We start from the raw sequence: 26,947 nt of genomic DNA on the forward strand, positions 1-26,947 counted from the left end.
GCGCGCATCGCGCGTGCCCGTTAGCGAATTGCATCGCCAAGACCAAATACCGGCAGATATATCGCAATCACTAACGTGCCAACAATTCCGCCAATTACCACCATCATCATCGGTTCCAGCGATGCCGCCAGAGCATCAGCGCGCGCTAACGTTTGTGCTTCATGCCATTCCGCCAGACGCGCCAGCATCACATCCAGCGCACCCGCTTCTTCGCCTACTCGGATTAGCTGGGCACAAAGGGGAGTGAACAGCAGATGTTGTTGCAGCGCCTGATGCAGCGGCGCACCCGCAGCAATGTGTTGCTGCAACTGAATGATGGCATCGCGCCACAACCGGGAAACCAGCGTCACCTCAACCGCCTGCAGACTTTGCAGCAGGGTTAAACCGGATTGCTGCGTAAGTTGCAGGATGGCGTATATCTGGCTGAGCTGCCCGCCGCGCCACAGCGGTGATAACAGCGGCATGCGCAGCAGCCATTGATGGACGCGCTTTTGCCACGCTACTGAACGACGATAAATTTGCTGCACAATCCCGATAAATACGGCGCATATCAGCGACAGCGGCAGTGCAGCTTTTTGCAGCAGTTCTGAGAGCGACATCACTGCGGCAGTAAAAGCGGGCAGCGGTGCATCAAAGCTGGCATAGACGGAGACAAACTCCGGCAAAACAAACAGCAGCATGCCAGCACTGACCGCCAGCGCCACCAGCAAGATAAACAGCGGATAACGCAGCGCCTTGACCACTTTCTGCCGTAAGTATTGCTGTTTACTTTGCTGCTGTGCCAACTGGCGACAGCACTCATCGAGCTGGCCGGTTAACTCACCCACTTGCATCAAAGCGGGAAACAATGGTGGAAAGATCTGCGGCCACTCCTTCAAGGCTTGCGAGAAGGGCTCACCGGCGATAACGCGGCGCTGCAATCCCTTAAGTAATACCCGCCAACCGGCATGGGGATGGCCTTCTGCCAACAGAATCAAACTTTCCGCCAGCGGCAAGCCGGCCTTCAGCAGCGTCGCCAGTTGCCGCACCAGGTCGATTTTCTGCTGCCACTTCCAGTCGCGCGAACGCCAGCATTTTCCACGCTGCCAGCTCACCGTCAGCATGCCGCGATCGGAGAGTTGATTGAGCAACGTATCCTGGCTGGCATTGAGTGATTCGCCTTCCTGCAGCACGCCCATGATATCGAGCGCCTGCCAGCGGAAATGATAGAGATTAGCCATCGCCCAATCCCACCACGCGCTGCATCTCTTCAAAGGACGTATCGCCGCGACTTACTGCTTCCAGCCCCGCAGCCAGCAAGGTTTTCATTCCCTGTTCATTTGCCAGCGTGAGCAGATGTTCCAGCGGCATATCAGCCGAGATAGCATTTTGCAATTTGCTGGTTACCGGCAAGACTTCAAACAGCGCCAGCCGCCCGTAATAGCCGGAGAAGCAGTGATCGCAGCCGGGCGCTCGCCAGGTTTGCAGCGTACCCGGCCAGAGTTCGGCTGGCAGATGGGCGATAGCTTGTCCCGGCTGGCGACAATGCACGCACAGGCGCCTGACCAGACGCTGCGCCACCACCAACTGCAAAGCGGGACCCAGCAGATAGCCGGGAATATCCATCTGGCGCAGACGTGTCAACGTTTCTGCGGTTGAGTTGGTATGCAGTGTGGAAAGCACCAGATGGCCGGTCTGAGCTGCTTTGACGGCGATGCTGGCCGTCTCGGCGTCACGGATTTCCCCCACCATAATCACATCGGGATCCTGACGCAGTAGGGCGCGCAGTACACGGTTGAAATCGAGTCCGCTGCGCGGCTGGATCTGCGTTTGATTAATGCCATCCAGCGGGATCTCAACCGGATCTTCCACGCTGCATACATTCTTTTCCGGCACGTTCAGCGCGCTTAATCCGTTATAGAGCGTGAAGGTTTTACCGCTGCCGGTCGGGCCGGTGACCAGAATCAAACCCTGCGGTTTCGCCAGCGCACTTTTCAGCAAACGCAGCTGTGCTGCGGGCATGCCGAGTTTATCGAGCGTGATGGCGCTGTTTTCACTTTGCAGCAGCCGTACCACGGCTTTTTCACCCTGACTTACCGGCAGCGTTGAAAGACGAAACGCTGCCAGTTTGTCGTCTATTGCCAGCGTAAACTGTCCGTCCTGCGGTAGACGCCGTTCGGCGATGTCCAATCCACCGAGGATTTTCAGGCGCGCCAAAATCGCAGCGGGTTGTGCTTCTGAGGGCTGAGGCAGTTTGTGCAACACGCCATCGATGCGCAGGCGCACCCGCAATCCATGGCGCTGTGGTTCGAAATGCACATCTGAGGCACGGCGCTGAATGGCCTGACGCAAAATCTGATCGACCGCGTTAATCGCTGACTCCGCGCTGGCATGTTCTCGCGGTGCTGCGGCGGCATCCGGTTCGTGCAGTAACTGCTCAAGGCGTGCTGCAGGCCAGCACTCGACATCCACCTTGCACTGACTAGCGAACTGTAACGCCTCCAGCAGCAGTGGATCGGGCGTGTCGGCTACTGCAACGCGCAGCAGCGTAGCGTCGTGATGCAGAATCACCGCCTGATAACGTGCGCACAACGCATTCAGCGCACTATTAGGATTGTCCATCAGTTGGCATCCTTATCAGCAAAGCGGAACTGCTCGAGGCAGCTATCGCGTAGGCTGCTGTTATCGCTGGTGCAACTGCGTTGCCAGCTCAACGTGCCATCGGTTGCGCTCCAGATTGGCAGCATTTCAACCGTCAATCCGCTGAGACTTTCCTGGCCGGTCAGGTTGATGGTTCCATTAACGACGCTGAGCGTTGCCACATAGCGCGAACCTTTGGCCACCGGAATGCCGCGTTGTCCTGCCTGACACTGCGCCGGTCCGCCACGTTCAATGGCGCAGAGTTCTACGGCTGTTTTGTACGAAACCATGGTTTGCAGCATGTCGGTGAGTGCTGCGCGTTGCAGGTAGTTTTGGTAGGCCGGTAAACCGATGGCGCTGAGAATGGCGACGATGCCAATCACAATCATCAATTCGATAAGGGTAAAACCGCGTTGTCTGTCCATAGTGAGGCTCCTTGTTGTGGAACCGCTACGGTAGAAAAGGGCGAGGAAAAGCGGAAGTCAGGCCTGCGCGAGGCTGGAAAGCATCACGCAGAGAATCGTCAGGATTACAGCGGAGATAACAGCGTTTTGGAAGCCATCTCGCATATCTGCCGCGCTAACAGGCGGCAGACTTAGAGCATTAGAGCTCGCGGAAACGCATCGACAGATCCAGCGCATGCACATGTTTGGTCAGCGCGCCGACAGAAACATAATCAACGCCGGTCTGGGCAATTTGCGGCAGCGTGGTTTCGGTTACGTTGCCAGAGACTTCCAGCAAAGCTCGCTTGTTGGTTAGCGCAACCGCTTCATGCATCATCTCAAGGCTGAAGTTATCGAGCATGATGATGTCCGCTCCAGCATCGATGGCATCCTGCAGTTCCGCCAGCGATTCGACTTCAACTTCTACCGGCACATCGGGCGAGAGCCACAACGCTTTTTCCACGGCGTTACGCACCGAGCCGCTGGCGATAATGTGGTTCTCTTTGATAAGAAAAGCATCCGACAGGCCTAAACGATGGTTCTTACCGCCACCGCACAGCACTGCATATTTCAGCGCGGTACGCAGGCCTGGCAAGGTCTTGCGCGTATCAAGCAGTTGGGTTTCGCTGTCCGCCAGCAGGGCGACATAACGGCTGACCTCGGTGGCCACGCCGGACAGCGTTTGCACGAAATTGAGCGCGGTGCGCTCTGCGGTTAACAGCAGGCGCGCCGGACCGGTAAGCTCGAACAGCAACTGATCGGCAACCAGTGTTTGTCCATCTTCAACATGCCAGGTGATGGTGACTTTATTGCCAAGCTGGATAAAGACTTCTTCCACCCAGCGTTTACCACAAAAAACACCGGCTTCACGGGTGATGACTTTTGCCACCGCCTGTTTTTCTGCCGGCAGCAGCAACGCGGTGATATCGCGATCCGCATCCACTTCGCCGCCTAAATCCTCCTGAAGCGCCCGGGCAACGGCTTCCGGGATGTCCTGCTCTATACGTTTAATCAGTTCCTGACGGCGATGATCGGGATCGTAACGACGCGTTGCCATGGTTTTGCCACTCCACAAGACGAGATTTTGTGCGCTCACCTTAGCCTGATTTATCGGTCATTGCCAGTTGCTGGCGGTGAAATGTTTAGTATCCTGAACTCACCTGCAGCGGCGCATTAAGTCGCAAGTCTGCTGGATGAAACATGTTATTCTCAGCCTGATTTTGCTTAGGATTTAACAGCATGAAACTGGAAGAGGGCTGGATCACCAGCGCGCGTAAAGTACCTTCACCACACTTCAATCAGCGTCCAAATGATGAAGTGCCTTCGCTGTTGGTGATTCATAACATCAGCTTACCGCCCGGTGAGTTTGGCGGGCCGTGGATCGATCGCTTGTTTACCGGCACGTTGCCTGCCGATGCGCATCCCTATTTTGCTGATATCGCCCATTTACGCGTGGCGGCGCATTGTTTAATCCGCCGCGACGGCGAGCTGGTGCAATACGTCTCTTTCGATCAGCGCGCCTGGCACGCCGGCGTGTCGCAGTTTGAAGGCCGCGAAAGCTGCAACGATTTTTCCATGGGCATTGAACTGGAAGGCACCGACACGCTGCCCTATACCGATGCGCAGTACGCGACTTTGCAACAGGTGACTCACCTGCTGTTGCAGCACTATCCGTTGACGCCTGCGCGCATCACCGGCCATAGCGATATCGCACCAGAGCGGAAAACCGATCCCGGTTCCTCTTTTGACTGGTTGCGCTATAAAGAATCCATCAGGCAGGAGAATCCCTGAGACAGCAGGAGCAGGTATGACGTTGTTTAGCTTGTTATTAGTTTTAGGTTGGGAACGCCTTTTTAAATTGGGTGAGCATTGGCAACTGGACCATCGGCTTGAGCCGCTGTTCCGGGGCCGTCAGCGTTTTTCCCTGCTGCGTACGCTGATGATGACAGTGATAGCGATGCTGATCGTCTGGCTGGTGGTGTGGAGCCTGAAAGGCATTCTGTTTGGCGTGGCGCAACTGTTGTTCTGGATTGTGGTGGGATTGCTGTGTATAGGCGCGGGTTCGGTGCGACTGCACTATCACAGCTATCTCAAGGCCGCGAGCCATGACGATGAAGCGGCGCATCAGGCGATGGCGGCCGAACTGACGCTGATTCACGGTGTGCCGGTCGAGTGCAGCGAGCGCGAGTTCCTGCGTGAACTGCAAAACGCGCTGATTTGGATTAACTTCCGTTTCTATCTTGCGCCGCTGTTCTGGTTTGTGGTCGGCGGACCTTACGGCCCAGTGCTGCTGGTGGGCTATGCGTTTCTGCGCGCCTGGCAGAGCTGGCTGGCCAAACATCATTCGCCGCTGGAGCGCTCGCAGTCTGGCGTTGATCGTCTGCTGCATGTGCTGGACTGGATCCCGGTGCGTTTGGCCGGCGTGGCTTACGCGTTGCTCGGCCACGGTGAACGTGCGCTGCCAGCCTGGTTTGCCGCGCTGGGCGATCTGCATCGCCCACAATATCAGGTGCTGACCAGCCTGGCGCAGTTCTCTCTGGCACGCGATCCGCACATGGATAAAGTCGAAACGCCACGGGTTGCGGTGGCGTTGGCGAAACGTATTTCTCTGGTGCTGGTGGTGGTGGTCGCGCTGTTGACTATCTACGGCACGCTGGTGTGATCGGCGGGCGGCACGCCGAAATCCGGTGTGCCGTCTTCGCGCCAGTCAAAGTATTTCAAACGCGTATGGCGATTCGGATCCCATAGCGGATCGCCCTCAATTTCGGTGTAATTGCGCGCGTGATACACCAGCACCGCTCTTCCCGCTTCATCCACCGTAAAGCTGTTGTGTCCCGGTCCGTATTGCTGATTATCCCAGTTGGTGGCAAATACCGGCCGCGCGGACTTATGCCAGGCGCTGATGTTGAGCGGATCGGCTAACACATCAATGCTTAATATTCCCAGGCAGTAATTTTCATCAGTCGCGCTGGCGGAATAGGTGATAAACAGCTTGTCGCCATGCTGAATTACCGCCGGTCCTTCGTTGACGCTGAATCCCGCGCACTCCCATTCATACTCCGGTCGGCTCAACATCAGCGGGGCGCTTTTCAACGTCCACGGATTGAGTAACTCAGCGAGATACAGGTTGGAGTTTCCGGGAATCGCCGGATCTTTTTGCGCCCACAGATACCAGTGTTTGCCTTGATGCTGGAAATACGTCGCATCGAGAGAGAAGGAGTCGATGGGCGTATGTACGCGGCGGCAGGGCTGCCAGTTACCGCTTAGCGGGTCGGCATCATTACATACCAGCGCATACATGCGGTGCTGGAACAGGCCATCTTTAATTGCACGCGTCGGTGCAGCGGCGAAATAGATCACCCATTGCCCGTTGATGTGATGCAACTCCGGTGCCCAAATCAGCGCGCTGAACGGGCCGGTATCCGGCTTGTGCCACACCGTTACCGCTTCTGCCTCAATCAGGCCAGCCAGCGTCGAGGCATAGCGAATCTCCAGTCGGTCATATTCCGGCACCGAGGCGATAAAGTAGTAGCCATCGGCATGGCGCAGAATAAAGGGATCGGCGCGTTGAGTAATAAAAGGATTGGGCCAGCTCATTTGATCTCTCCAGGTTGCGCAGTCGCAGAGGACGCGATAGGGGATTCGTGGTGTGAATGGGCACGGCGCAGCGCCAGATCGGCCTGAATCGTACGCATTAAGTTGCGATCCACTTTCATTAAACGCACTACGCCGGCGGTAATCAGATATCCGACGCCCGGAATTACCGTGAACAGCAGCATGATGCCGTTTATGGCGTTGGGTGCCTGCTGTTTTGCGCCAGCATCGTAGCCGTAAATTGACAGCAGGAAACCGACCATCGCGCCTGCAACCGCCAATCCTACTTTGAGGAAGAACAGGTTGCCGGAGAAGCTCATGCCGGTGATGCGTTTGCCGGTTTTCCATTCGCCGTAATCATCCACGTCGGCCATTAGCGACCAGTGCAGCGGCGACGGAATTTGATGCAGGATATTCAGCAGGAAGTAGGCGATCACCACCGCAACAGTGGCGTACGGATCAATCCAGTAGAAGCCGCAGGAGAACAGCGCCAGCGCAATGTTGGTCCAGAAGAACACCTTGAGCTTGCACCAGCGATCGGTGAGGATTTTCGCCAGCGTGCTGCCGAACATCATGCCGATCACGCCAAGGCTGATAAACAGCGTGGCAAAGTGCGTTGATTGCCCCATCACCCAGGTGACGTAATACATGGTGGCGGCCATGCGGATAAAACCGGGGCAGACGTTGCAGAAGGTCAGCAGCAGAATGCGCACCCACTGATCGTTTTTCCATACGTCGCGCAGGTCTTGTTTCAAATCATCGTTGCTTGGCGTGGCAGGGCGAATGCGCTCGCGCACCGTGGCAAAGCAGAACAGGAACATCACCAGACCAATCAGTGCCAGCACGCTCATTGCCAGTTGATAGCCGCGCGCTTTGTTGTCGCCGCCAAACCATTCGGCCATCGGCAGCAGCGAAAGTGAGAGGATCAGCGTGGCAATGCCCACCATCACAAAGCGATAAGACTGACAGGAAACGCGCTCACCCGGATCGTTGGTAATCACGCCGCCCAGCGAGCAGTAAGGAATGTTGATGGCGGTGTAAGTGAGTGACATCAGGAAGTAGGTGACAAACGCCCAGATGACCTTGTTGTCGTAGCTCCACTCCGGCGTGGTAAACATCAACACGCTGAACAGCACGTAAGGCACGGAAACCCACAGCAGCCACGGGCGGAAACGGCCCCAGCGGCTTTGCGTACGGTCGGCAATCGCGCCCATGATCGGATCGGTAACCGCGTCGAGTACGCGCACTGACAGCAACAGCGTGCCGACTAGCGCCGGAGCTAAACCGAATACATCAGTGTAGAAATAATTGAGGAACAACATGATGGCACCGCCAATCATGTTGCATCCGGCATCGCCCATGCCATATCCCAGTTTCTCCCTGAACGAGAGAGCTGCTCCTTTCATTGATCGTCTCCAGCGATATGATGAGCAGGAATTATCTGTGCTAAATCAGTAATCTGCTGGGGAGCAAATTGTCGGGTAGATGGACAAAACGCGCGGGCGGGGAAAAGTGTGAGCCAGATCAGAAGTGCTGCCCGGCAACGGCGTACCGGGCAGAGAACAACATTACGCTTTCTGTAGTTTGTTCTTGATGGTGTAACCGATAGCCAGAATCACCAGCCAAACCGGAATCAGCCAGACCGAAATCGCCATACCCGGCGTCATCAGCATGATCACCAGCACACCGGCGAGGAACACCAGGCAGATCCAGTTACCCAGCGGATAGAGCACCGCTTTGAAGCGCGTGGTCACACCTTGCTGGTCTTTCTTCTTACGGAATTTCAGGTGCGCGAGGCTGATCATCGCCCAGTTGATCACCAGCGCAGAGACCACCAGCGCCATCAGCAGGCCAAAGGCTTCGCCTGGCATCAGGTAGTTGATCAGTACGCACAGCAGGGTCGCTACGGCTGAGACCAGAATGGTCGCGACCGGCACGCCACGGCTATCAACTTTCAGCAGCGCTTTCGGCGCGTTGCCCTGTTGCGCGAGGCCGAACAGCATGCGGCTGTTGCAATAAACGCAGCTGTTGTAGACCGACAGCGCCGCCGTCAGGATCACCACGTTCAGCGCGTTGGCCACAAAAGCATCGCCCAGCTCATGGAAGATCAGTACGAACGGGCTGGTATCCGCCGTTACGCGCGTCCACGGCAGCAGCGACAGCAGCACCGCCAGTGAACCGATATAGAAAATCAGGATACGCCACAGCACCTGATTGGTGGCTTTTGGAATGCTCTCTTGTGGATTGTCGGCTTCTGCGGCAGTGATTCCCACCAGCTCTAAACCACCAAACGAGAACATAATGATCGCCATCATCATCACCAGCCCGGTCATGCCATGTGGCAGGAAGCCGCCCTGATCCCACAGGTTGCTGACGCTTGCTTGTGGGCCACCGTTGCCGCTAAACAGCAACCAGCCACCGAACAGGATCATACCGATGACCGCGACCACTTTGATAATCGCGAACCAGAACTCCATCTCACCAAACACTTTCACGTTGGTCAGGTTGATGGCGTTGATCAGCACAAAGAAGATGGCCGCCGTGGCCCAGGTTGGGAAATCTGGCCACCAGAACTGCACGTATTTACCGACGGCGGTCAGCTCAGCCATCGCCACCAGCACATACAGCACCCAGTAGTTCCAGCCCGAGGCGAAACCGGCGAAGTTGCCCCAGTATTTGTAGGCGAAGTGGCTGAAGCTGCCGGCAACCGGCTCTTCAACCACCATTTCGCCCAGTTGGCGCATAATCAGAAAGGCAATAAAACCGGCGATCGCGTAACCGAGAATAACGGCAGGACCGGCCGATTTAATCACTGATGCGCTGCCCAGAAACAGACCAGTACCTACGGCTCCGCCCAGCGCAATCAGCTGAATATGGCGATTCTTTAAGCCGCGATGCAGCGTGTCGCCATGCTGTTGTTCCATACAAACCTCGTGATGTTGTTATTGTGCACCTGCAGTGCGCGCACTGTAAGGCTGTTTACCCTAATGTATTCTTTTCTTTACGGTATCTGGCGTGCTGTGTGCATGCATGAGCTACCACGGCGTTCAGAATAGTGATAAGCGCGCCGCTTTGCACCTGCTTTTGCTTTTTGTGCTGAGAGATGACTGAAAAAGCAGCAGCATCCTCTGCGCGCCCGTCGCATTATTTCTGCCATGAAAAAACCGTGAACACGAATAGCTTTCGCTTATGGTTATGCACCATTTACTCCGCTAACTCAGTGTAAGGTTTGGTAAAAACACAATTATTTAACATTTGCCGCAGGCCAACATTTTCCTACCTTATTTCGGTAAGTTAGTGCAGCGCCATTGCTATCGTCCCCGGAAGTGTGAAGCCCGCCATATAGACACAAGGTGAATACTTTGTTACTTTACCGGCACCATTTTTCAATTGGTATTACCAATTTACTCCGGACGTTTGGCTGATAAGAAGGGAAGATGGCCTACAGTAAAATTCGCCAACCCAAGCTCTCCGATGCGATTGAGCAGCAGCTGGAATCCCTCATTATGGAAGGGACGCTCCAGCCGGGTGAAAAACTGCTCCCTGAGCGTGAACTGGCGAAACAGTTTGATGTCTCACGTCCATCCCTGCGCGAAGCGATTCAGAGCCTGGAAGCTAAAGGCCTGCTGCTACGTCGTCAGGGTGGTGGCACCTTCGTCCAAAAAAATCTCTGGCAAAGCCTGAGCGACCCGCTGGTCGGTCTGCTTGCCGAACATCCAGAATCTCAGTTTGACCTGCTGGAAACCCGCCACGCGCTGGAAGGCGTTGCTGCCTATTACGCGGCACTGCGGGGAACCGATGAAGATCTGCAGCGCATCCGCGACTGCCATGTTCATATTCAGCAGGCACAGGACAGCGGCGATCTCGATGCCGAAGCCGATGCAGTGATGAAGTATCAGATCGCTGTCACAGAAGCAGCCCATAATGTGGTGCTGCTGCATCTGCTGCGTTCCATGGGCCCTATGCTGGAACAAAACGTCCGTCAGAATTTTGAATTGCTCTACGCTCGTCGGGAAATGCTGGCGAAAGTGAGCGGTCACCGCGCCAGTATCTACGAGGCGATTGTGGCGCGTGAGCCAGAACAAGCACGCGAGGCATCTCATCGTCACCTGGCGTTCATTGAGGAAATCTTGCTGGATAGAAGTCGGGAGCAGAGTCGTCGTGAACGCTCCCTGCGTCGTTTACAGCAACGTAAGGAATAACGCACGGCAACGAACGTGCGGAAAACACGACGGGCCTGTCTTCTTGTGCTGTGAACCAGAAGCAAAGCACAAGCAGACAGGCTCCTGATAATTTCAACGTATTAGACACAGATAAGGAATACACCCCATGTCAGAACGTTTACAGAATGACGTGGATCCGATCGAAACTCGTGATTGGCTACAAGCGATCGAATCGGTCATCCGTGAAGAAGGTGTTGAGCGCGCGCAGTATCTGATTGATCAGGTAATGAGTGCAGCACGCAAAGGTGGCGTGAAAGTTGCCGCAGGTTCCTCTGCAATCAGCAACTACATTAACTCTATTGCAGTTGAAGATGAGCCGGACTATCCGGGCAACACCTCTCTTGAACGTCGTATCCGTTCCGCAATTCGTTGGAACGCCATCATGTCGGTGCTGCGTGCGTCGAAGAAAGATCTGGAGCTGGGCGGCCATATGTCCTCCTTCCAATCTTCCGCGACCATTTATGAAGTGTGCTTTAACCACTTCTTCCGCGCACGTAGCGACAAAGACGGCGGCGATCTGGTTTTCTTCCAGGGTCACATTTCTCCAGGTATCTACGCGCGCGCCTTCCTTGAAGGTCGTCTGAGCGAAGATCAAATGAATAACTTCCGTCAGGAAGTGCAGGGTAAAGGTCTCTCTTCTTATCCGCACCCGAAACTGATGCCGGACTTCTGGCAGTTCCCAACCGTTTCAATGGGCCTGGGTCCACTGAACGCGATCTATCAGGCGAAATTCCTGAAGTATCTGGAACACCGTGGTCTGAAAGACACCTCAGCACAAACCGTTTACGCCTTCCTTGGTGATGGCGAGATGGATGAGCCGGAATCCAAAGGTGCGATCACCATCGCCACCCGTGAGAAGCTGGACAACCTGGTGTTCATCATCAACTGTAACCTGCAGCGTCTGGATGGCCCGGTCACCGGTAACGGTAAGATCATCAACGAGCTGGAAGGCATCTTTGCCGGTGCTGGCTGGAACGTGATCAAAGTGATTTGGGGCGGTCGTTGGGATGAACTGCTGCGTCAGGACACCAGCGGCAAGCTGATCCAACTGATGAACGAAACCGTTGATGGCGATTATCAGACCTTCAAATCCCGTAACGGCGCGTACGTGCGTGAGCACTTCTTCGGTAAATATCCGGAAACCGCAGCTCTGGTGAAAGACTGGTCAGACGAAGAGATCTTCGCGCTGAACCGCGGCGGCCACGATCCGAAGAAAGTCTACGCAGCACTGAAAAAAGCGCAGGACACCAAAGGTCAGCCAACGCTGATTCTGGCACATACCATCAAAGGTTATGGTATGGGTGACACTGCCGAAGGTAAAAACATCGCGCACCAGGTTAAGAAGATGAACATGGATGGCGTTCGCTACATCCGCGATCGCTTCAATGTGCCGGTTGCCGACGACAAAATCGAAGAGCTGCCATACGTCACCTTCGAGAAAGGTTCTGAAGAGTACAACTATCTGCACGGTCAGCGTGAGAAGTTGGGCGGCTACCTGCCAACGCGTCAGGCGGAGTTCAGCGAGAAGCTGGAAATGCCTACGCTGGAAGAGTTCCGTCCGTTGCTGGAAGAGCAGAACAAAGAGATCTCCACCACCATCGCTTTCGTGCGTGCCCTGAACGTGATGCTGAAGAACAAGTCGATCAAAGATCGTCTGGTTCCGATCCTCGCGGACGAAGCGCGTACCTTCGGTATGGAAGGTCTGTTCCGTCAGATTGGTATCTACAGCCCGAACGGTCAGCAGTACACCCCGCAGGACCGCGAGCAGGTTGCTTACTATAAAGAAGACGAGAAAGGCCAGATTCTGCAGGAAGGGATCAACGAGCTGGGCGCAGGTTCATCCTGGCTGGCTGCGGCGACCTCTTACAGCACCAACAACCTGCCGATGATTCCGTTCTACATCTATTACTCGATGTTCGGCTTCCAGCGCATCGGCGATCTGATGTGGCTGGCAGGTGATATGCAGGCACGCGGCTTCCTGGTTGGCGGTACTTCAGGTCGTACTACCCTGAACGGCGAAGGTCTGCAGCACGAAGATGGTCACAGCCACATTCAGTCGCTGACTATCCCGAACTGTATCTCTTACGATCCGTCTTACGCGTACGAAATTGCGGTCATCATGCAAGATGGTCTGGTGCGTATGTATGGCGAAGCGCAGGAAAACATCTACTACTACATCACCACGCTGAACGAAAACTACCACATGCCTGCGATGCCGCAGGGTGCGGAAGAGGGTATCCGTAAGGGTATCTATAAGCTGGAAACCGTAGACGGTAGTAAAGGCAAAGTGCAGCTGCTGGGTTCAGGTTCAATTCTGCGTCACGTGCGTGAAGCCGCGCAGATCCTGGCGAAAGATTACGGCATCGGTTCTGACGTCTACAGCGTGACCTCGTTCACCGAGCTGGCGCGTGATGGTCAGGATTGCGAGCGCTGGAACATGCTGCATCCAACAGAAACCCCGCGCGTTCCGTACATCGCTCAGGTGATGAACGAAGCACCGGCCGTCGCGTCAACCGACTACATGAAGCTGTTCGCAGAACAGGTTCGCAGCTACGTACCTTCCAGCGATTATCGCGTGTTGGGTACCGATGGCTTCGGTCGTTCCGATAGCCGTGAAAACCTGCGTCACCACTTCGAAGTGGATGCATCGTATGTGGTTGTGGCTGCGCTGGGTGAGCTGGCTAAACGCGGCGAAATCGATAAGAAAGTGGTGGCAGAAGCAATCACCAAGTTCAATATCGACGCCGATAAAGTTAACCCGCGTCTGGCTTAAGAGGTAAGAGAGTAATGGCTATCGAAATTAACGTACCGGACATCGGGGCAGACGAAGTTGAAGTCACCGAAATCCTGGTCAAGGTGGGCGACAAAGTTGAAGCTGAACAGTCGCTGATCACCGTGGAAGGCGATAAAGCCTCCATGGAAGTGCCTTCGCCACAGGCGGGCGTGGTTAAAGAGATCAAAATCTCTACCGGCGACAAAGTAGAAACCGGCAAACTGATCATGATCTTTGAAGCTGAAGGTGCCGCAGAAGCGGCGCCAGCGCCAGCCGAAGAGAAGAAAGCGGAACCCGCTCCTGCTCCAGCAGCCGCTGCTGCTGCGGTCAGCAAAGAGGTCAACGTACCGGACATCGGCGGCGACGAAGTTGAAGTCACTGAGATCCTGGTGAAAGTTGGCGACAAAGTTGCCGCTGAGCAGTCGCTGATCACCGTTGAAGGCGACAAAGCCTCAATGGAAGTGCCAGCACCGTTCGCGGGCGTGGTAAAAGAGATCAAAATCGCCACCGGCGATAAAGTGAACACCGGCTCACTGATCATGGTGTTCGAAGCAGAAGGCGCAGCGCCAGCCGCTGCCGCTCCAGCAGCCAAACAGGAAGCCGCACCAGCTGCAGCTCCTGCGGCTTCTGGCGCGAAAGACGTCAACGTGCCGGACATTGGTGGCGACGAAGTTGAAGTCACCGAGATTCTGGTAAAAGTGGGCGACAAAGTCGCTGCTGAGCAATCACTGATCGTGGTTGAAGGCGACAAAGCCTCAATGGAAGTGCCTGCACCGTTCGCCGGTACCGTGAAAGAGTTGAAAGTGGCGACTGGCGATAAAGTCAGCACCGGTAAACTGATCATGGTGTTCGAAGTGGAAGGCGCAGCACCGGCTGCGGCGCCTGCAGCTAAGCAGGAAGCGGCTCCAGCGGCAGAAGCAGCGAAACCTGCAGCGGCTCCGGCAGCAGCGAAAGCCGATGCAAAAGGCGAGTTTGCTGAGAACGACGCTTATGTACACGCTACGCCGGTGATTCGTCGCCTGGCGCGCGAGTTCGGTGTGAATCTGGCGAAAGTCAAAGGCACCGGCCGTAAAGGTCGTATCCTGAAAGAAGACGTGCAGACTTACGTTAAAGACGCGGTGAAACGCGCTGAAGCGGCTCCGGCTGCTGCAGCCAGCGGCGGAAGCCTGCCAGGTCTGTTGCCTTGGCCGAAAGTGGACTTCAGCAAGTTCGGCGAAATCGAAGAAGTGGAACTGGGCCGTATCCAGAAAATCTCGGGTGCCAACCTGAGCCGTAACTGGGTGGTTATCCCGCACGTTACGCACTTCGACAAAACCGATATCACCGACCTGGAAGCGTTCCGCAAACAGCAGAATGCCGAAGCTGAGAAACGCAAACTGGATGTGAAATTCACGCCAGTGGTGTTCATTATGAAAGCCGTTGCCGCTGCTCTTGAGCAGATGCCACGCTTCAACAGTTCACTGTCTGAAGATGCACAGAAACTGACGCTGAAGAAATACATCAACATCGGTGTGGCGGTCGATACGCCAAACGGTCTGGTGGTTCCAGTGTTCAAAGATGTGAACAAGAAAGGCATCACTGAACTGTCTCGCGAGCTGATGGCGATTTCCAAGAAAGCGCGTGATGGCAAGCTGACCGCTGGCGATATGCAGGGCGGTTGCTTCACCATCTCCAGCCTTGGCGGCCTGGGCACCACGCACTTCGCGCCAATCGTCAACGCGCCTGAAGTGGCTATCCTCGGTGTTTCCAAGTCAGCGATGGAGCCGGTGTGGAACGGTAAAGAGTTTGAGCCGCGTCTGATGATGCCGATCTCACTCTCCTTCGACCACCGCGTGATCGACGGTGCTGATGGTGCGCGCTTTATCACCATCATCAACAACACACTGTCCGACATTCGCCGTCTGGTGATGTGAAGTTAATCAAGGCCGGCGAAAGCCGGCCTTGTTGTAAGCATTCAATGTTGCCGCGGTTGGCAGTTTGTTAACAATTCTGTAAACTCTCGCGGTGAAATGTCCCGGCGGATATAGGGCATTATAGCTTGGGAAAAGCTTTCTCCTGACTGCCGGTAATCAAACAAGAGGTCATGATGAGTACAGAGATTAAAACTCAAGTCGTGGTACTTGGGGCAGGTCCTGCAGGTTACTCTGCAGCCTTCCGTTGCGCTGATTTAGGTCTGGAAACCGTAATCGTTGAGCGTTACAGCACCCTCGGCGGTGTTTGTCTGAACGTAGGCTGTATCCCGTCAAAAGCGCTGCTGCACGTCGCCAAAGTGATCGACGAAGCAAAAGCCCTGGAAGAGCACGGTATCGTGTTTGGCCAGCCGCAAACTGACATCGACAAAATTCGTTCGTGGAAAGAGAAGGTTATTAACCAGCTCACTGGCGGCCTTGCGGGTATGGCGAAAGGTCGTAAAGTGAAAGTGGTCACTGGCCTCGGCAAATTCACCGGTGCTAACACGCTGGTGGTTGAAGGTGAAGGTGGCGCAACCACCATTAACTTCGATAACGCGATCATCGCGGCCGGTTCTCGTCCAATCGAACTGCCATTCATTCCGCACAACGATCCGCGCGTGTGGGACTCTACCGATGCGCTGGAACTGAAAGAAGTGCCGAAGCGTCTGCTGGTAATGGGCGGCGGCATCATCGGTCTGGAAATGGCCACCGTTTATAAAGCGTTGGGTTCAGAGATCGACGTGGTTGAGATGTTCGACCAGGTGATCCCGGCTGCCGATAAAGACGTGGTGAAAGTCTTCACCAAGCGTATCAGCAAGAAATTCAACCTGATGCTGGAAACCAAAGTTACCGCTGTTGAAGCGAAAGACGACGGTATCTACGTCTCAATGGAAGGCAAAAAAGCCCCAGCCGATGCACAGCGTTACGACGCGGTGCTGGTGGCGATTGGTCGCGTACCGAACGGTAAAGGCCTTGATGCTGGTAAAGCTGGCGTGGAAGTGGACGATCGCGGCTTTATCCGCGTCGACAAGCAGATGCGCACCAACGTACCGCACATCTATGCTATCGGCGACATCGTGGGTCAGCCAATGCTGGCGCACAAAGGTGTGCACGAAGGCCACGTAGCGGCGGAAGTGATCTCGGGCCTGAAGCACTACTTCGACCCTAAAGTGATCCCATCAATTGCTTACACCGAGCCAGAAGTTGCCTGGGTTGGTCTGACCGAGAAAGAAGCCAAAGAGAAAGGCATCAGCTACGAAGTGTCCACCTTCCCGTGGGCAGCTTCTGGCCGTGCTATCGCTTCTGATTGTGCAGACGGTATGACCAAACTGATCTTCGACAAAGAAACTCACCGTGTTATCGGTGGTGCGATTGTCGGTACCAACGGCGGCGAGCTGCTGGGTGAAATCGGTCTGGCGATCGAAATGGGCTGTGATGCCGAAGATATCGCCCTGACCATTCACGCGCACCCAACGCTGCATGAGTCTGTCGGCCTGGCTGCCGAAGTGTTCGAAGGTAGCATCACTGACCTGCCGAACCCTAAAGCGAAAAAGAAATAAGTTTGCGCTTTGAATAAATTAACGGCTCCTTTAAGGAGCCGTTTTTTATTAAGGCTTCTATTTAAATAAACAAGTAAAAAAGGCGCGTGAGCTACTTTGTGAGTCATGCCGGAATAGCGGGAGCGAACTCCCGCTAGTGAAGTTTTACTGTTGTGCTTCGTAAGCCATAACAGCCGATAATTCAGCAGTGAATATCCGTAATCGTAATTCACAGAGTGAGCTGCGATTAACCAGACACAATCCTAATAGAATGAGCCCGCTGATAATCAGCTTGCTGAATATTGACTTCATAGTCACGTTCCTCTTGATTTAGCACGAGCAAGCGACTACCCTGACATTTCTGACGTGTAGGGTAGTTCGCTTGCCCGTGCGGTTAATGAAAGTTAACTGCACGGTTTTACGCTCCACAACCCACCTCAATCTTTTCAGCTTGAAGCAAGTTGCCTCAAGCGCCCGCAGGCAGTCTACGCCAAACTTCTTTTATTTCATCTTAATTTTTAAATTATTTCTAATTAATGGATTTATATATTATCTAACCATTTAAATAGATCGCGTAATGGTTTTTTTAATTGGAAGTTAATTTCTTTAAGCCAATCAATAAAATGCCTTAGCGGTGCGGAAATATATTTACGGCTAGGATAGTAAAGCCAAAAACCTTCTTCTACCTGAGTGAAGTCTGCCAATATTTCCACTAACTCACCGCGAATTAAATCTTCCCGCACCGTACCTTCATGCAGAAAGGCAATGCCTACGCCCGCACGCGCTGCCTGTAATATTCGCTCATTGTTATCCAGCACCAGCGATCCTTTTACCGCCACTTCCTGTTTGCGGCCATCCTGCCAAAATTCCCAGCGATAACGTCGGCCACTGGGAAAGCGTCGCTCAATGCAGGGAAACTGCAGCAGCTCAGCGGGTTGCTGTGGCGCGCCATGCTGCGCAATAAACGCCGGGCTCGCCACCGCCAGCGCCCGCATCGCTGCGCCAAACGGCACTGCCACCATATCCTGCGCCAGCACATCGCCGTAGCGCACGCCGGCATCAAATCCGGCCTCTACGATATCCAGCAGTGAATCGTTGCTGTCGATCTCCAGCGTAATCTCGGGATAGCGCAGCAAGAACGGCAAAATGAGCGTATCGAAGAAAAGTGCTTCCGCCGATCGCGGCATGCTAATGCGCAATACGCCGCGTGGATCGCTGCGCCAGTCGTTGAGCTCATCCACCGCTTGCGACAGATCGGCAAGCGCAGGCTGAATGCGCTGTAAAAAGCGTTCACCGGCTTCGGTGAGCGCCACTTTGCGCGTGGTGCGATTGAGCAGCCGCACACCTAAACGCGCTTCGAAATGGCGCATCGCGTGGCTCAGGCTGGAAGGTGTGACATTGCGCTCCTCCGCTGCTTTACGAAAGCTCAGATGCTGCGCGATGGCAGCAAACATCTCCAGTTCCTGCATAGACGCACGGTATTTATTCATTGCTGAGTTTTACTCACTAAATCGGCAAAAATGCCTCAATTGTTGCCGTGATTGCTGAGGTTTATAACATTAACACCAACAGCGAAGAGGATTAAACAATGCAACAACGTCAATTAGGCAATCAGGGATTACAGGTTTCGGCGCTGGGATTAGGCTGCATGGGTATGAGTTTCGCCTATGGGCAGAACGATGAAAAACAGGCGCTGAACACGCTGGCGCGGGCGTTTGAGCTGGGCGTGAATTTCCTCGATACCGCAGAAGTATATGGTCCATTCACCAACGAGAGCTTGTTGGCAAAAGCAATTAAAGGGCGCAGCGATATCAAAGTGGCGACCAAGTTTGGTTTTCGCATTACCGATCAGGGAGAAGGTTGGGAACGAATTACTGGGGTGAATAGCGATCCGGCGCATATTCGACGTGCGGTCGAAGGATCTTTGCAACGTCTCGGAGTGGAAACCATCGAACTGCTCTATCAGCATCGTCTCGATCCGGCGGTGTCGATTGAAGAGGTGGTGGGCGTGATGGCCGATCTGGTGCGGGAAGGGAAGGTGAAGTATCTCGGTTTGTCTGAGGTGTCATCCGCCACCTTGCGCCGTGCGCATGCGGTGCATCCGATTTCGGCGCTGCAAAGCGAATATTCGCTGTGGTCACGCGATCCGGAGCAAGATGTCCTCGCTACCTGCCGTGAACTGAACGTCGGCTTTGTCCCGTATAGCCCGCTGGGGCGCGGCTTCCTCACCGGGAAATTCCCGGCCGCCACAACCTTAGCGGAAGATGACTTCCGTCGTTCACTGCCGCGTTTTCAGCAGGATGCGTAGGCGCATAACCAAAAGTTAGTGAATCAGCTCACTGAGATGGCTGCAGGTTATGACGCAACCGCCGCTCAGCTGGCGTTGGCGTGGGTGCTGGCCAAAGGCGAGAATATTGTGCCGATTCCCGGTGCCAGCAAAATCGCCCATCTGGAACAGAACTGCGCCGCCGCCGATTTAGCATTACGTCATGCGGATGTCGCCACGCTGGATGAGGTGTTTAGCGAGAAAAACATTCTGGGCCAGCGCTATAACGACAGCGAGTTTGTGCTGGTCGATCGTTAAAACTCTCCTCCGAAAATGAGAACTAGCAGGCTTTCAAAGCCTGCTTTTTTATGTGATCCCGCTCAATTTGCAGATGAAGCTGCTAAAAAAAGCACGGATGTTGCTTTTTTGTAAACAGATTAACAATCAGGCGAAATGCTGCTATGCTGCCCCACGCGGAACCGGGCACCTCACCCTACTGTTCGACAGCATCAAGGGGTGCACCGGAAAGCTATACAATGAGAGCGAGGAGAACGTCGTGCTAGAAGAATACCGTAAGCACGTTGCCGAGCGTGCTGCCCAGGGAATCGTACCTAAGCCGTTAGATGCTTCCCAGATGGCCGCGCTGGTTGAACTGCTAAAAAACCCGCCAGCGGGTGAAGAAGAATTCCTTACCGACCTGTTGGTCAATCGTGTTCCACCAGGTGTTGATGAAGCGGCGTATGTTAAAGCCGGTTTCCTGGCAGCTGTCACTAAGGGCGAAGCCCACTCTCCTCTGGTTACTCGCGAAAAAGCCGTTGAGCTGCTGGGCACCATGCAGGGCGGTTATAACATCCATGCGCTGATTGAAGCGTTAGAAGATGAAGTCTTAGCACCCATCGCTGCCGAAGCCCTGTCTCACACGCTGCTGATGTTCGATAACTTCTACGATGTCGAAGAGAAAGCCAAAGCGGGTAACCCACACGCGAAAAAAATCATCCAGTCCTGGGCCGATGCCGAATGGTTCCTGAAGCGTCCAAAACTGGCTGAAAAAATCACCACCACCGTGTTCAAAGTGACCGGCGAAACCAACACCGACGACCTCTCTCCGGCGCCGGATGCATGGTCACGCCCGGATATTCCACTGCACGCGCTGGCAATGCTGAAAAACGCCCGTGAAGGCATCGAACCCGACGATGCTGGTAACATTGGCCCGATCAAACAGATCGAAGCACTGCAGACCAAAGGCTTCCCGCTGACCTATGTGGGCGACGTGGTCGGTACCGGTTCTTCGCGTAAATCCGCCACCAACTCGGTGCTGTGGTTTATGGGCGACGATATCCCTTACGTGCCGAACAAAAAGGGCGGCGGTCTGTGCCTCGGCGGTAAAATCGCTCCAATCTTCTTCAACACCATGGAAGATGCGGGTGCCTTGCCAATCGAGCTTGACGTTGATCGTCTGAACATGGGCGATGTCATCGACGTTTACCCATACAAAGGCGAAGTGCGCAATCACGAAACTGATGAAGTGCTGGCGACCTTCGAACTGAAAACCGACGTGCTGCTGGACGAAGTCCGTGCTGGCGGTCGTATTCCGCTGATCATCGGTCGTGGCTTGACCACCAAAGCGCGCGAGTCATTGGGCCTGCCGCACAGTGATGTGTTCGTGCAAGCCAAAGATGTCGCTGCCAGCACCCGTGGTTATTCACTGGCGCAGAAAATGGTTGGCCGCGCATGTGGCGTAGACGGCGTTCGTCCGGGCGCGTACTGCGAACCCAAAATGACTTCAGTCGGTTCTCAGGACACCACCGGTCCAATGACCCGTGATGAACTGAAAGACCTGGCGTGCCTCGGCTTCTCCGCGGATCTGGTGATGCAGTCATTCTGTCACACCGCCGCCTATCCGAAGCCGGTTGACGTGACCACGCACCATACGCTGCCAGACTTCATCATGAACCGTGGCGGCGTGTCGCTGCGTCCGGGCGATGGCGTTATCCACAGCTGGCTGAACCGTATGCTGCTGCCAGATACCGTTGGTACCGGCGGTGACTCGCACACCCGTTTCCCAATCGGTATTTCATTCCCGGCAGGTTCTGGTCTGGTAGCGTTTGCTGCTGCGACCGGCGTAATGCCGCTGGATATGCCGGAATCGGTGCTGGTGCGCTTCAAAGGCGAAATGCAGCCGGGCATCACCCTGCGCGATCTGGTACACGCTATTCCGCTGTACGCGATCAAAGCGGGCCTGCTGACCGTTGAGAAGAAAGGTAAGAAAAACATCTTCTCTGGCCGCGTGCTGGAAATCGAAGGTCTGCCGAAACTGAAAGTAGAGCAGGCATTTGAGCTGACCGATGCCTCGGCTGAGCGTTCTGCTGCAGGCTGTACCATCAAGCTGGATAAAGAGCCGATTATCGAGTACCTGAACTCGAACATCGTGCTGCTGAAGTGGATGATCTCGGAAGGCTACGGCGATCGTCGTACGCTGGAGCGCCGCATTGAAGGCATGCAGAAATGGCTGGCCGATCCGCAACTGCTGGAAGGCGATGCGGATGCGGAATACGCGGCGGTGATCGATATCGATCTGGCCGAGATTAAAGAGCCGATTCTGTGCGCACCTAACGATCCAGACGACGCGCGTTGGTTGTCTGACGTGCAGGGCGAGAAGATCGACGAAGTGTTCATTGGTTCGTGCATGACCAACATTGGTCACTTCCGCGCGGCCGGTAAACTGCTGGATGCCCATAAAGGCCAGCTGCCAACCCGCTTGTGGGTTGCGCCGCCAACCAAAATGGACGCCGCACAGCTGACCGAAGAGGGCTATTACAGCGTCTTCGGTAAGAGCGGTGCGCGTATCGAGATTCCGGGCTGTTCACTGTGCATGGGTAACCAGGCGCGTGTGGCGGACGGCGCGACGGTGGTTTCCACCTCAACCCGTAACTTCCCGAACCGTCTGGGTACCGGCGCGAACGTCTTCCTGGCGTCAGCTGAACTGGCGGCGGTCGCTTCGCTGCTTGGCAAGCTGCCAACGCCGGACGAGTATCAGCAGTTCATGCTGCAGGTTGATAAGACCGCGGCTGACACTTATCGCTACCTCAACTTTGATCAGCTGGGACAATACACTGAAAAAGCGGATAGCGTGATCTTCCAGACTGCCGTTTGATCGGCTTTCGGGATGAACAAGGGGACGATGAAGATCGTCCCTTTTTTTATGCCCTTTTTTCCGCTGACATCTCCAGGCATAATGCGAGCGCGATCCCACTTTATTCAGCGTGCTGCGCACAAAATGCACTAACACGGTGCCGCACGGCGCGTCATCAGTATGAGGCAAACCCATGGAGTACGAATTTCTGCGTGATTTGACCGGTCAGGTCAAAGTGCGTATGTCGATGGACCACGAAGCGGTGGGGCATTGGTTCAACGAAGAGGTCAAAGACAATCTGCCGTTGCTGGATGAGGTTGAGGCCGCCGCCCAGCAGGTGAAAGGCACCATTAATCAGTGGCAGCGCGTTGGACATGAATACACGCTGTGGCTGGATGAAGAAGAGGTGATGATTCGTGCCAACCAGCTGGCGCTGGAAGATGACGGCATGGAAGAGGGCATGACCTATTACGACGAAGAGAGCCTCTCTTTCTGCGGCGTCGAAGATTTTCTCGCGGTGATTGCCGCTTATCGGCTGTTTATCGCCGGTAAATAACGTAGGGCCGCCATTCATGGCGACCTAACCAACAACCGCACTTTTCTACACTGTTGCAATCGGCGTTGCCGGCGATCCCACCGCGCCGGGCAAACGCAATGGCGGCGCCGTCAGCAGAAACGCATAGCGCTGATGCTGCGCCAGCCAATCCGCCAACGGACTTAGCAACATCAGCTCACCGAGATAGACGCCCAGCCGGAACAAGCAGAGATCGTGCAGCGGATGTGATGGATAAAAATCATCGTTCATTGGCCGCGCTGGCAATATCTCAACCGCAGGATTATCCGCCAACAGCGCCACCACGCCGCTCTCGACAATCCAGTTACGCAAAGCCGTATCACTGCCATCCAACCCGGCAAAGTGGCTATTGAGGAAAGCCATGTCCGGTTTGCCCTGCATGGCGAGAATCGCCTCATCCATGCCGGTGCGGAAGCAGACGAAATCACCCGGTCGCACCTCAATGTTATCGGCCTGCAGAATCTGTTGCAGATGCGCGTAACCAAAGGCAAAACGCTCGCTACCGAAGTGGCGCTTGATATCAATCATCACCGCGCGACCCTGCATGCCATGCGCCGCCATGTTCTCAATGCCTAATGCTTTAGCACCGAGATGGCTGCCATGATTGCAGCCACAGCCGCTGCGATAATCGGTTTCACCGATGATATCCACATTGGCTTTATAGCCGTTGTAGAACACCATTTCTGGTTTGCCATTATCGTTAACGTCAAACCATTGGCCCATATGCGCCAGGCTGTCCCATTGCGTCGAGTATTGCAGCGCTAGCGTCACGCTATCATCGCAAATCACATCGCTAAGCTGCGGATTGTCGCGCGATAAGGGATAGGTCATGTTGGCATGTTCGCCGCGTCGTGTGGCATTGAGCTGCGGCGGTTGACGGCGCGGATTCATCGCCGTGCCGCCTGGCAGATCGAGCGGTAAACTCAGGCAAAAGGTTTTCCCGGTCTGCACTTCTGCCACGCCTTCGCGCACTTTAGTGGCGGTGAGCAGATTAAGACGCCCGAGCTGATCGTCCGGGCCAAAGTCGCCCCATGTTGAGGGCTCCGGACGTTTTTTCCAGCGCGTATTCATACTTCTCTCCTTAAGTTGCCTTCCAGCGCCGCATTATTGTCTGTCCCCATCGGCTGCACGCGTGGCAGCCAGAATGCGTAGATCAGCGCGCCAATCACGCCGATGACGCCGGCAATTTCCAGCGGAATCACAAACGAATGGGTGAACTGCATCAGCACACCAATCAGAATCGGCGAAATAATCCCCGCGAGATTAGCTGCCATATTCTGGATACCACCGATGGTGGCAACATTGGCGCGGTTCGGGGCGACGTCTGAAGGCAGAGCCCACAAAGCCGCAGAGGCAAAGGTAGCGGCGAAATTAGCAAAACACAGCGCCGCTAACGCCAGACCAACGGTTGGTGAGAAGGCGGCTAATCCGATGGTCGCGCTACCCAGCATGCCGCCGACCAGGGGGATTTTGCGTGCCACGCTGAGTGAATAACCGCGACGTACCAGCGCATCAGATAACAAGCCGCCGCACCAGCCGCCGATAATGGCTGCCACGCCCGGCAGCATGCCGAGCAGACCGAATTTCATTAGCGACAGATGGAAGGTTTCCACCAAATAGGTCGGGAACCAGGTAAAAAAGAAGTAGGAGACGAAGTTAATGCAGAAGAAACCGGCCATCATCGCTTGCACGGTGCGCTGACCCAGCAGCTGACGCACGCTCATTGGATCGCCGGTTTGTGGGTCCTGATTGGCTTCGATAAATTCCACTTCCTCAGCCGTCACGCTCTTGTGTTCGCGCGGATCGCGATACCACAGATACCATGTCAGCGCCCAAATCATCGCCACCACACCGGAAATGACGAAAGTCATGCGCCAGCCAACCAGCGCAATCAAAAACGAAATGATTGGGATCGCCAGCGTACCGCCAATTTTACTGCCGTTGTTAAAGGTGGCGGCGGCAAAGCTGCGCTCCTGACGCGGGAACCAGCGCGTTACCGTGGAGGAGCTGGCGGGATAGCTTGGCGCTTCTACCGCGCCGAGCACAAAGCGGAAGCCGACCAGCGCGGCAATCGAACTGGCGAGTCCGCAGGCCGCCGTTGCTAAGCCCCAGCCGAGGCTGCTGGCTGCGAAGGTGATGCGTGGGCCAAGCTTATCAACCAGCCAACCGCCGGGCAGTTGAAAAAGCACATAGCTCCAGAAAAACGCCGAGAGCAGTAAGCCGCTGTCGGTGGGCGAGAAGTGCAGTTCCTGGCTCATGAATGGCATCGCCACACTCATCGCGGCGCGGTCGATATAGTTGATTGCGATGCCGACCGACAGCACCGTGAGAATGACGAAACGAAATTTCCCTTTCGCGTTACTTGCCGAAATTGCAGCAGGTGATCCATTGGAATTAAGCGACATTATCGCCTCCAATTGTTTTTTATTTTCTGTAGGGGAAACGCCGCATCAGAACGATGCGGCGAGGTTTGGCGCTTAGGCGCCGCTTGCAACGGAATGTGAATGTGAAACCTGTTCCTCATCAACGATAGGTTCAACTTTACCCATCAGGAACAGATAGTTAAGGATGCCAATCACCACCAGTACCGCCGAGAACACCAGCGCCCAGGTAAAGTGACCGGTGGCGCCAACAATCGCGCCGGTAATAATCGGGCCCACCGCGCCGCCCATATTTGAAACGGTATTCTGCAGGCCCGCCACAATCGACACGCTGTTTTGCGGCGCCACATCGCCCGGCAAGGCCCACACTTGTGATGCCGCCACAGTCGTACCTGATTTGGCGATACACAGCAGCAGCACGGTCATAAACACTGAATCGGTGAACGGAGCAAAGCCGATGCACAGCGCCATCAGCAGGCCGATGGTGAGGAAAAGTTTGCGTGTGGCGGTCAGCGACAGCACTTTGTTATGCACCATACGATCCGATGCCCAACCCGCCAGCACTTCAATCACCATGCCGCAGATCAGCGGCAGCGCGGCCACCATCCCCATTTTGAGGAAATCCATGCCTTTATCTTTCACCAGATAGGTCGGCAGCCAGGTGATAAAGAAATAAGAGGTGTAGTTGATGGTGAAGAAGCCAATGCACATCGCCCAAATATTGCGGTAGCGCAGCAGTTTGTACCACTTCATCGGACGCACGCTTTTGTCGCCGTGCTTCTGCGCCTGGCCGTCACGGATGAAGCGCACTTCTTCTTTGCTGATCGACTTATGATCTTCCGGGTTCTCGGCGTAGATAAAGTACCAGGCAATCACCCAGAACAAACCGAGCGCACCAATGGCGAGGAAGGTCAGACGCCAGTCGAACAGGGCAATCATAAAGACAATTAGCGGCATGGCCACCGCACCACCAAACTTGGAGGCGCTGTCGAACAGGCCAGAAACCGTGGCGCGTTCGCGGTCCGGGAACCAGCGCGCGGTAATGCCCGCGTTGCTGGGATAGGCGGCGGCTTCACCGACGCCGAGGGCTAAACGTAGCGCCAGCAGCGATTTAAATCCGGTCGCGAGGCCCATCGCCATGGTCGCGATTGACCACCAGCCGACGGCGATGCCGAGGCCTTTTTTCTGACCGAAGCGATCGGCGAACCAGCCCGCCGGGATCTGCAACAGCGCATACGACCAGAAGAACGCCGCCATGATGAAGCCCATCATTTCAGGATTGATATCGAGCTCTTTGATCAGATGCGGTGCCGCTGCCGAGAGCACGGTGCGGTCAATGTAGTTAATGGCGATGGCCAGCCACATCAGGCCAGCAATCCACCAACGGATACGACTCGAGCGCGCAGAGTTAGTCATAATAATTATCCACTCGAAAAAGGGTTACAGAGAAA

General features: G+C 55.1%; 20 protein-coding genes and 1 pseudogene. 9 read left to right on the forward strand and 12 right to left on the reverse strand.

Going from position 1 to position 26,947, the window contains the following annotated elements; all coding sequences use genetic code 11:
* Nucleotides 1-20: 20 nt before the first annotated feature.
* From hofC to nadC, 4 genes are all read right to left on the reverse strand, one after another.
* Complete coding sequence (gene hofC / locus VIJ98_RS03470; protein ID WP_323272290.1) at nt 21-1,220, reverse strand: protein transport protein HofC; 1,200 nt, start codon at nt 1,218-1,220, stop codon at nt 21-23.
* Entirely contained in the window at nt 1,213-2,601 is a 1,389-nt protein-coding gene (gene gspE / locus VIJ98_RS03475; RefSeq protein ID WP_323272292.1) for a type II secretion system protein GspE, read from the reverse strand. The genes hofC and gspE overlap by 8 nt, the downstream gene beginning before the upstream one ends.
* A complete protein-coding gene (ppdD, locus tag VIJ98_RS03480; RefSeq protein ID WP_154154180.1) occupies nt 2,601-3,044 on the reverse strand; it encodes a prepilin peptidase-dependent pilin in 444 nt (147 codons plus the stop codon). The genes gspE and ppdD overlap by 1 nt, the downstream gene beginning before the upstream one ends.
* Before the next feature lie 178 nt (nt 3,045-3,222).
* The gene (gene nadC, locus VIJ98_RS03485; protein ID WP_323272294.1) at nt 3,223-4,119 is read right to left on the reverse strand and encodes a carboxylating nicotinate-nucleotide diphosphorylase; all 897 of its coding nucleotides are present in this window, start codon (nt 4,117-4,119) and stop codon (nt 3,223-3,225) included.
* Nucleotides 4,120-4,301: 182 nt separating this feature from the next.
* Here nadC and ampD point away from each other — a divergent pair, with 182 nt between their 5' ends.
* Complete coding sequence (gene ampD, locus VIJ98_RS03490) at nt 4,302-4,853, forward strand: 1,6-anhydro-N-acetylmuramyl-L-alanine amidase AmpD (RefSeq protein WP_008108575.1); 552 nt, start codon at nt 4,302-4,304, stop codon at nt 4,851-4,853.
* Nucleotides 4,854-4,869: 16 nt separating this feature from the next.
* Nucleotides 4,870-5,724 carry a beta-lactamase regulator AmpE gene (gene ampE, locus VIJ98_RS03495; protein ID WP_008108573.1) on the forward strand — a complete coding sequence of 285 codons (855 nt, stop codon included), beginning with the start codon at nt 4,870-4,872 and terminating at the stop codon, nt 5,722-5,724.
* Here the strand turns inward: ampE and VIJ98_RS03500 are convergent.
* From VIJ98_RS03500 to aroP, 3 genes are all read right to left on the reverse strand, one after another.
* Complete coding sequence (locus VIJ98_RS03500) at nt 5,706-6,659, reverse strand: family 43 glycosylhydrolase (protein WP_323272296.1); 954 nt, start codon at nt 6,657-6,659, stop codon at nt 5,706-5,708. The two genes, ampE and VIJ98_RS03500, sit on opposite strands and share 19 nt — an antisense overlap.
* Nucleotides 6,656-8,062: an MFS transporter gene (locus VIJ98_RS03505; protein WP_323272298.1), complete on the reverse strand. Its 1,407-nt coding sequence runs from the start codon at nt 8,060-8,062 to the stop codon at nt 6,656-6,658. Before VIJ98_RS03505 ends, VIJ98_RS03500 begins: the two co-directional genes overlap by 4 nt.
* 162 nt (nt 8,063-8,224) lie before the next feature.
* Nucleotides 8,225-9,580 carry an aromatic amino acid transporter AroP gene (gene aroP, locus VIJ98_RS03510; protein ID WP_008108568.1) on the reverse strand — a complete coding sequence of 452 codons (1,356 nt, stop codon included), beginning with the start codon at nt 9,578-9,580 and terminating at the stop codon, nt 8,225-8,227.
* A gap of 513 nt (nt 9,581-10,093) precedes the next feature.
* Between aroP and pdhR the strand changes: the two genes are divergently transcribed.
* The 4 genes from pdhR (at nt 10,094) to lpdA (ending at nt 17,163) form a co-directional block, all read left to right on the forward strand.
* On the forward strand, nt 10,094-10,858 hold the full coding sequence (gene pdhR, locus VIJ98_RS03515) for a pyruvate dehydrogenase complex transcriptional repressor PdhR (protein WP_008108566.1): 765 nt from the start codon (nt 10,094-10,096) through the stop codon (nt 10,856-10,858).
* Nucleotides 10,859-10,985: 127 nt separating this feature from the next.
* Nucleotides 10,986-13,652, forward strand: a complete 2,667-nt coding sequence (gene aceE, locus VIJ98_RS03520) for a pyruvate dehydrogenase (acetyl-transferring), homodimeric type (RefSeq protein ID WP_008108564.1) — start codon at nt 10,986-10,988, stop codon at nt 13,650-13,652.
* 14 nt (nt 13,653-13,666) lie between these two features.
* A complete protein-coding gene (aceF, locus tag VIJ98_RS03525; protein ID WP_323272300.1) occupies nt 13,667-15,565 on the forward strand; it encodes a pyruvate dehydrogenase complex dihydrolipoyllysine-residue acetyltransferase in 1,899 nt (632 codons plus the stop codon).
* Between the two features lie 173 nt (nt 15,566-15,738).
* A complete protein-coding gene (gene lpdA / locus VIJ98_RS03530) occupies nt 15,739-17,163 on the forward strand; it encodes a dihydrolipoyl dehydrogenase (protein WP_008108560.1) in 1,425 nt (474 codons plus the stop codon).
* Nucleotides 17,164-17,307: 144 nt separating this feature from the next.
* Here lpdA and VIJ98_RS03535 read toward each other — a convergent pair whose 3' ends face one another.
* Together VIJ98_RS03535 and VIJ98_RS03540 are read right to left on the reverse strand one after the other, a co-directional pair.
* Entirely contained in the window at nt 17,308-17,454 is a 147-nt protein-coding gene (locus VIJ98_RS03535) for a Hok/Gef family protein (RefSeq protein ID WP_137385164.1), read from the reverse strand.
* 230 nt (nt 17,455-17,684) lie between these two features.
* Nucleotides 17,685-18,632: a LysR family transcriptional regulator gene (locus tag VIJ98_RS03540; protein ID WP_154154162.1), complete on the reverse strand. Its 948-nt coding sequence runs from the start codon at nt 18,630-18,632 to the stop codon at nt 17,685-17,687.
* A gap of 98 nt (nt 18,633-18,730) precedes the next feature.
* Between VIJ98_RS03540 and VIJ98_RS03545 the strand changes: the two are divergent.
* The 3 genes and pseudogenes from VIJ98_RS03545 to yacL all read left to right on the forward strand — a co-directional run bounded on the left by VIJ98_RS03545 (nt 18,731) and on the right by yacL (nt 23,097).
* Nucleotides 18,731-19,726, forward strand: a pseudogene (locus VIJ98_RS03545) (aldo/keto reductase).
* Between the two features lie 238 nt (nt 19,727-19,964).
* Nucleotides 19,965-22,562, forward strand: a complete 2,598-nt coding sequence (gene acnB / locus VIJ98_RS03550) for a bifunctional aconitate hydratase 2/2-methylisocitrate dehydratase (RefSeq protein ID WP_323272303.1) — start codon at nt 19,965-19,967, stop codon at nt 22,560-22,562.
* 172 nt (nt 22,563-22,734) lie between these two features.
* Nucleotides 22,735-23,097, forward strand: coding sequence for a protein YacL (yacL, locus tag VIJ98_RS03555; RefSeq protein WP_008108552.1), 363 nt, complete (start codon nt 22,735-22,737; stop codon nt 23,095-23,097).
* A 45-nt stretch (nt 23,098-23,142) separates the two neighbouring features.
* Here the strand turns inward: yacL and VIJ98_RS03560 are convergent, their stop codons facing one another.
* From VIJ98_RS03560 to VIJ98_RS03570, 3 genes are all read right to left on the reverse strand, one after another.
* Nucleotides 23,143-24,186, reverse strand: coding sequence for a cyclase family protein (locus tag VIJ98_RS03560; protein WP_323272305.1), 1,044 nt, complete (start codon nt 24,184-24,186; stop codon nt 23,143-23,145).
* Nucleotides 24,183-25,520, reverse strand: a complete 1,338-nt coding sequence (locus VIJ98_RS03565) for an MFS transporter (RefSeq protein ID WP_323272307.1) — start codon at nt 25,518-25,520, stop codon at nt 24,183-24,185. Before VIJ98_RS03565 ends, VIJ98_RS03560 begins: the two co-directional genes overlap by 4 nt.
* Nucleotides 25,521-25,592: 72 nt before the next feature.
* Nucleotides 25,593-26,912 (reverse strand): MFS transporter, encoded by a 1,320-nt coding sequence (locus VIJ98_RS03570; protein WP_323272310.1) that lies wholly within the window; start codon nt 26,910-26,912, stop codon nt 25,593-25,595.
* Between the last annotated feature and the right edge of the window lie 35 nt (nt 26,913-26,947).

Origin of the sequence: Pantoea sp. S18, from assembly GCF_045689705.1 — a bacterium.
GTDB classification, from domain to species: domain Bacteria; phylum Pseudomonadota; class Gammaproteobacteria; order Enterobacterales; family Enterobacteriaceae; genus Pantoea; species Pantoea symbiotica.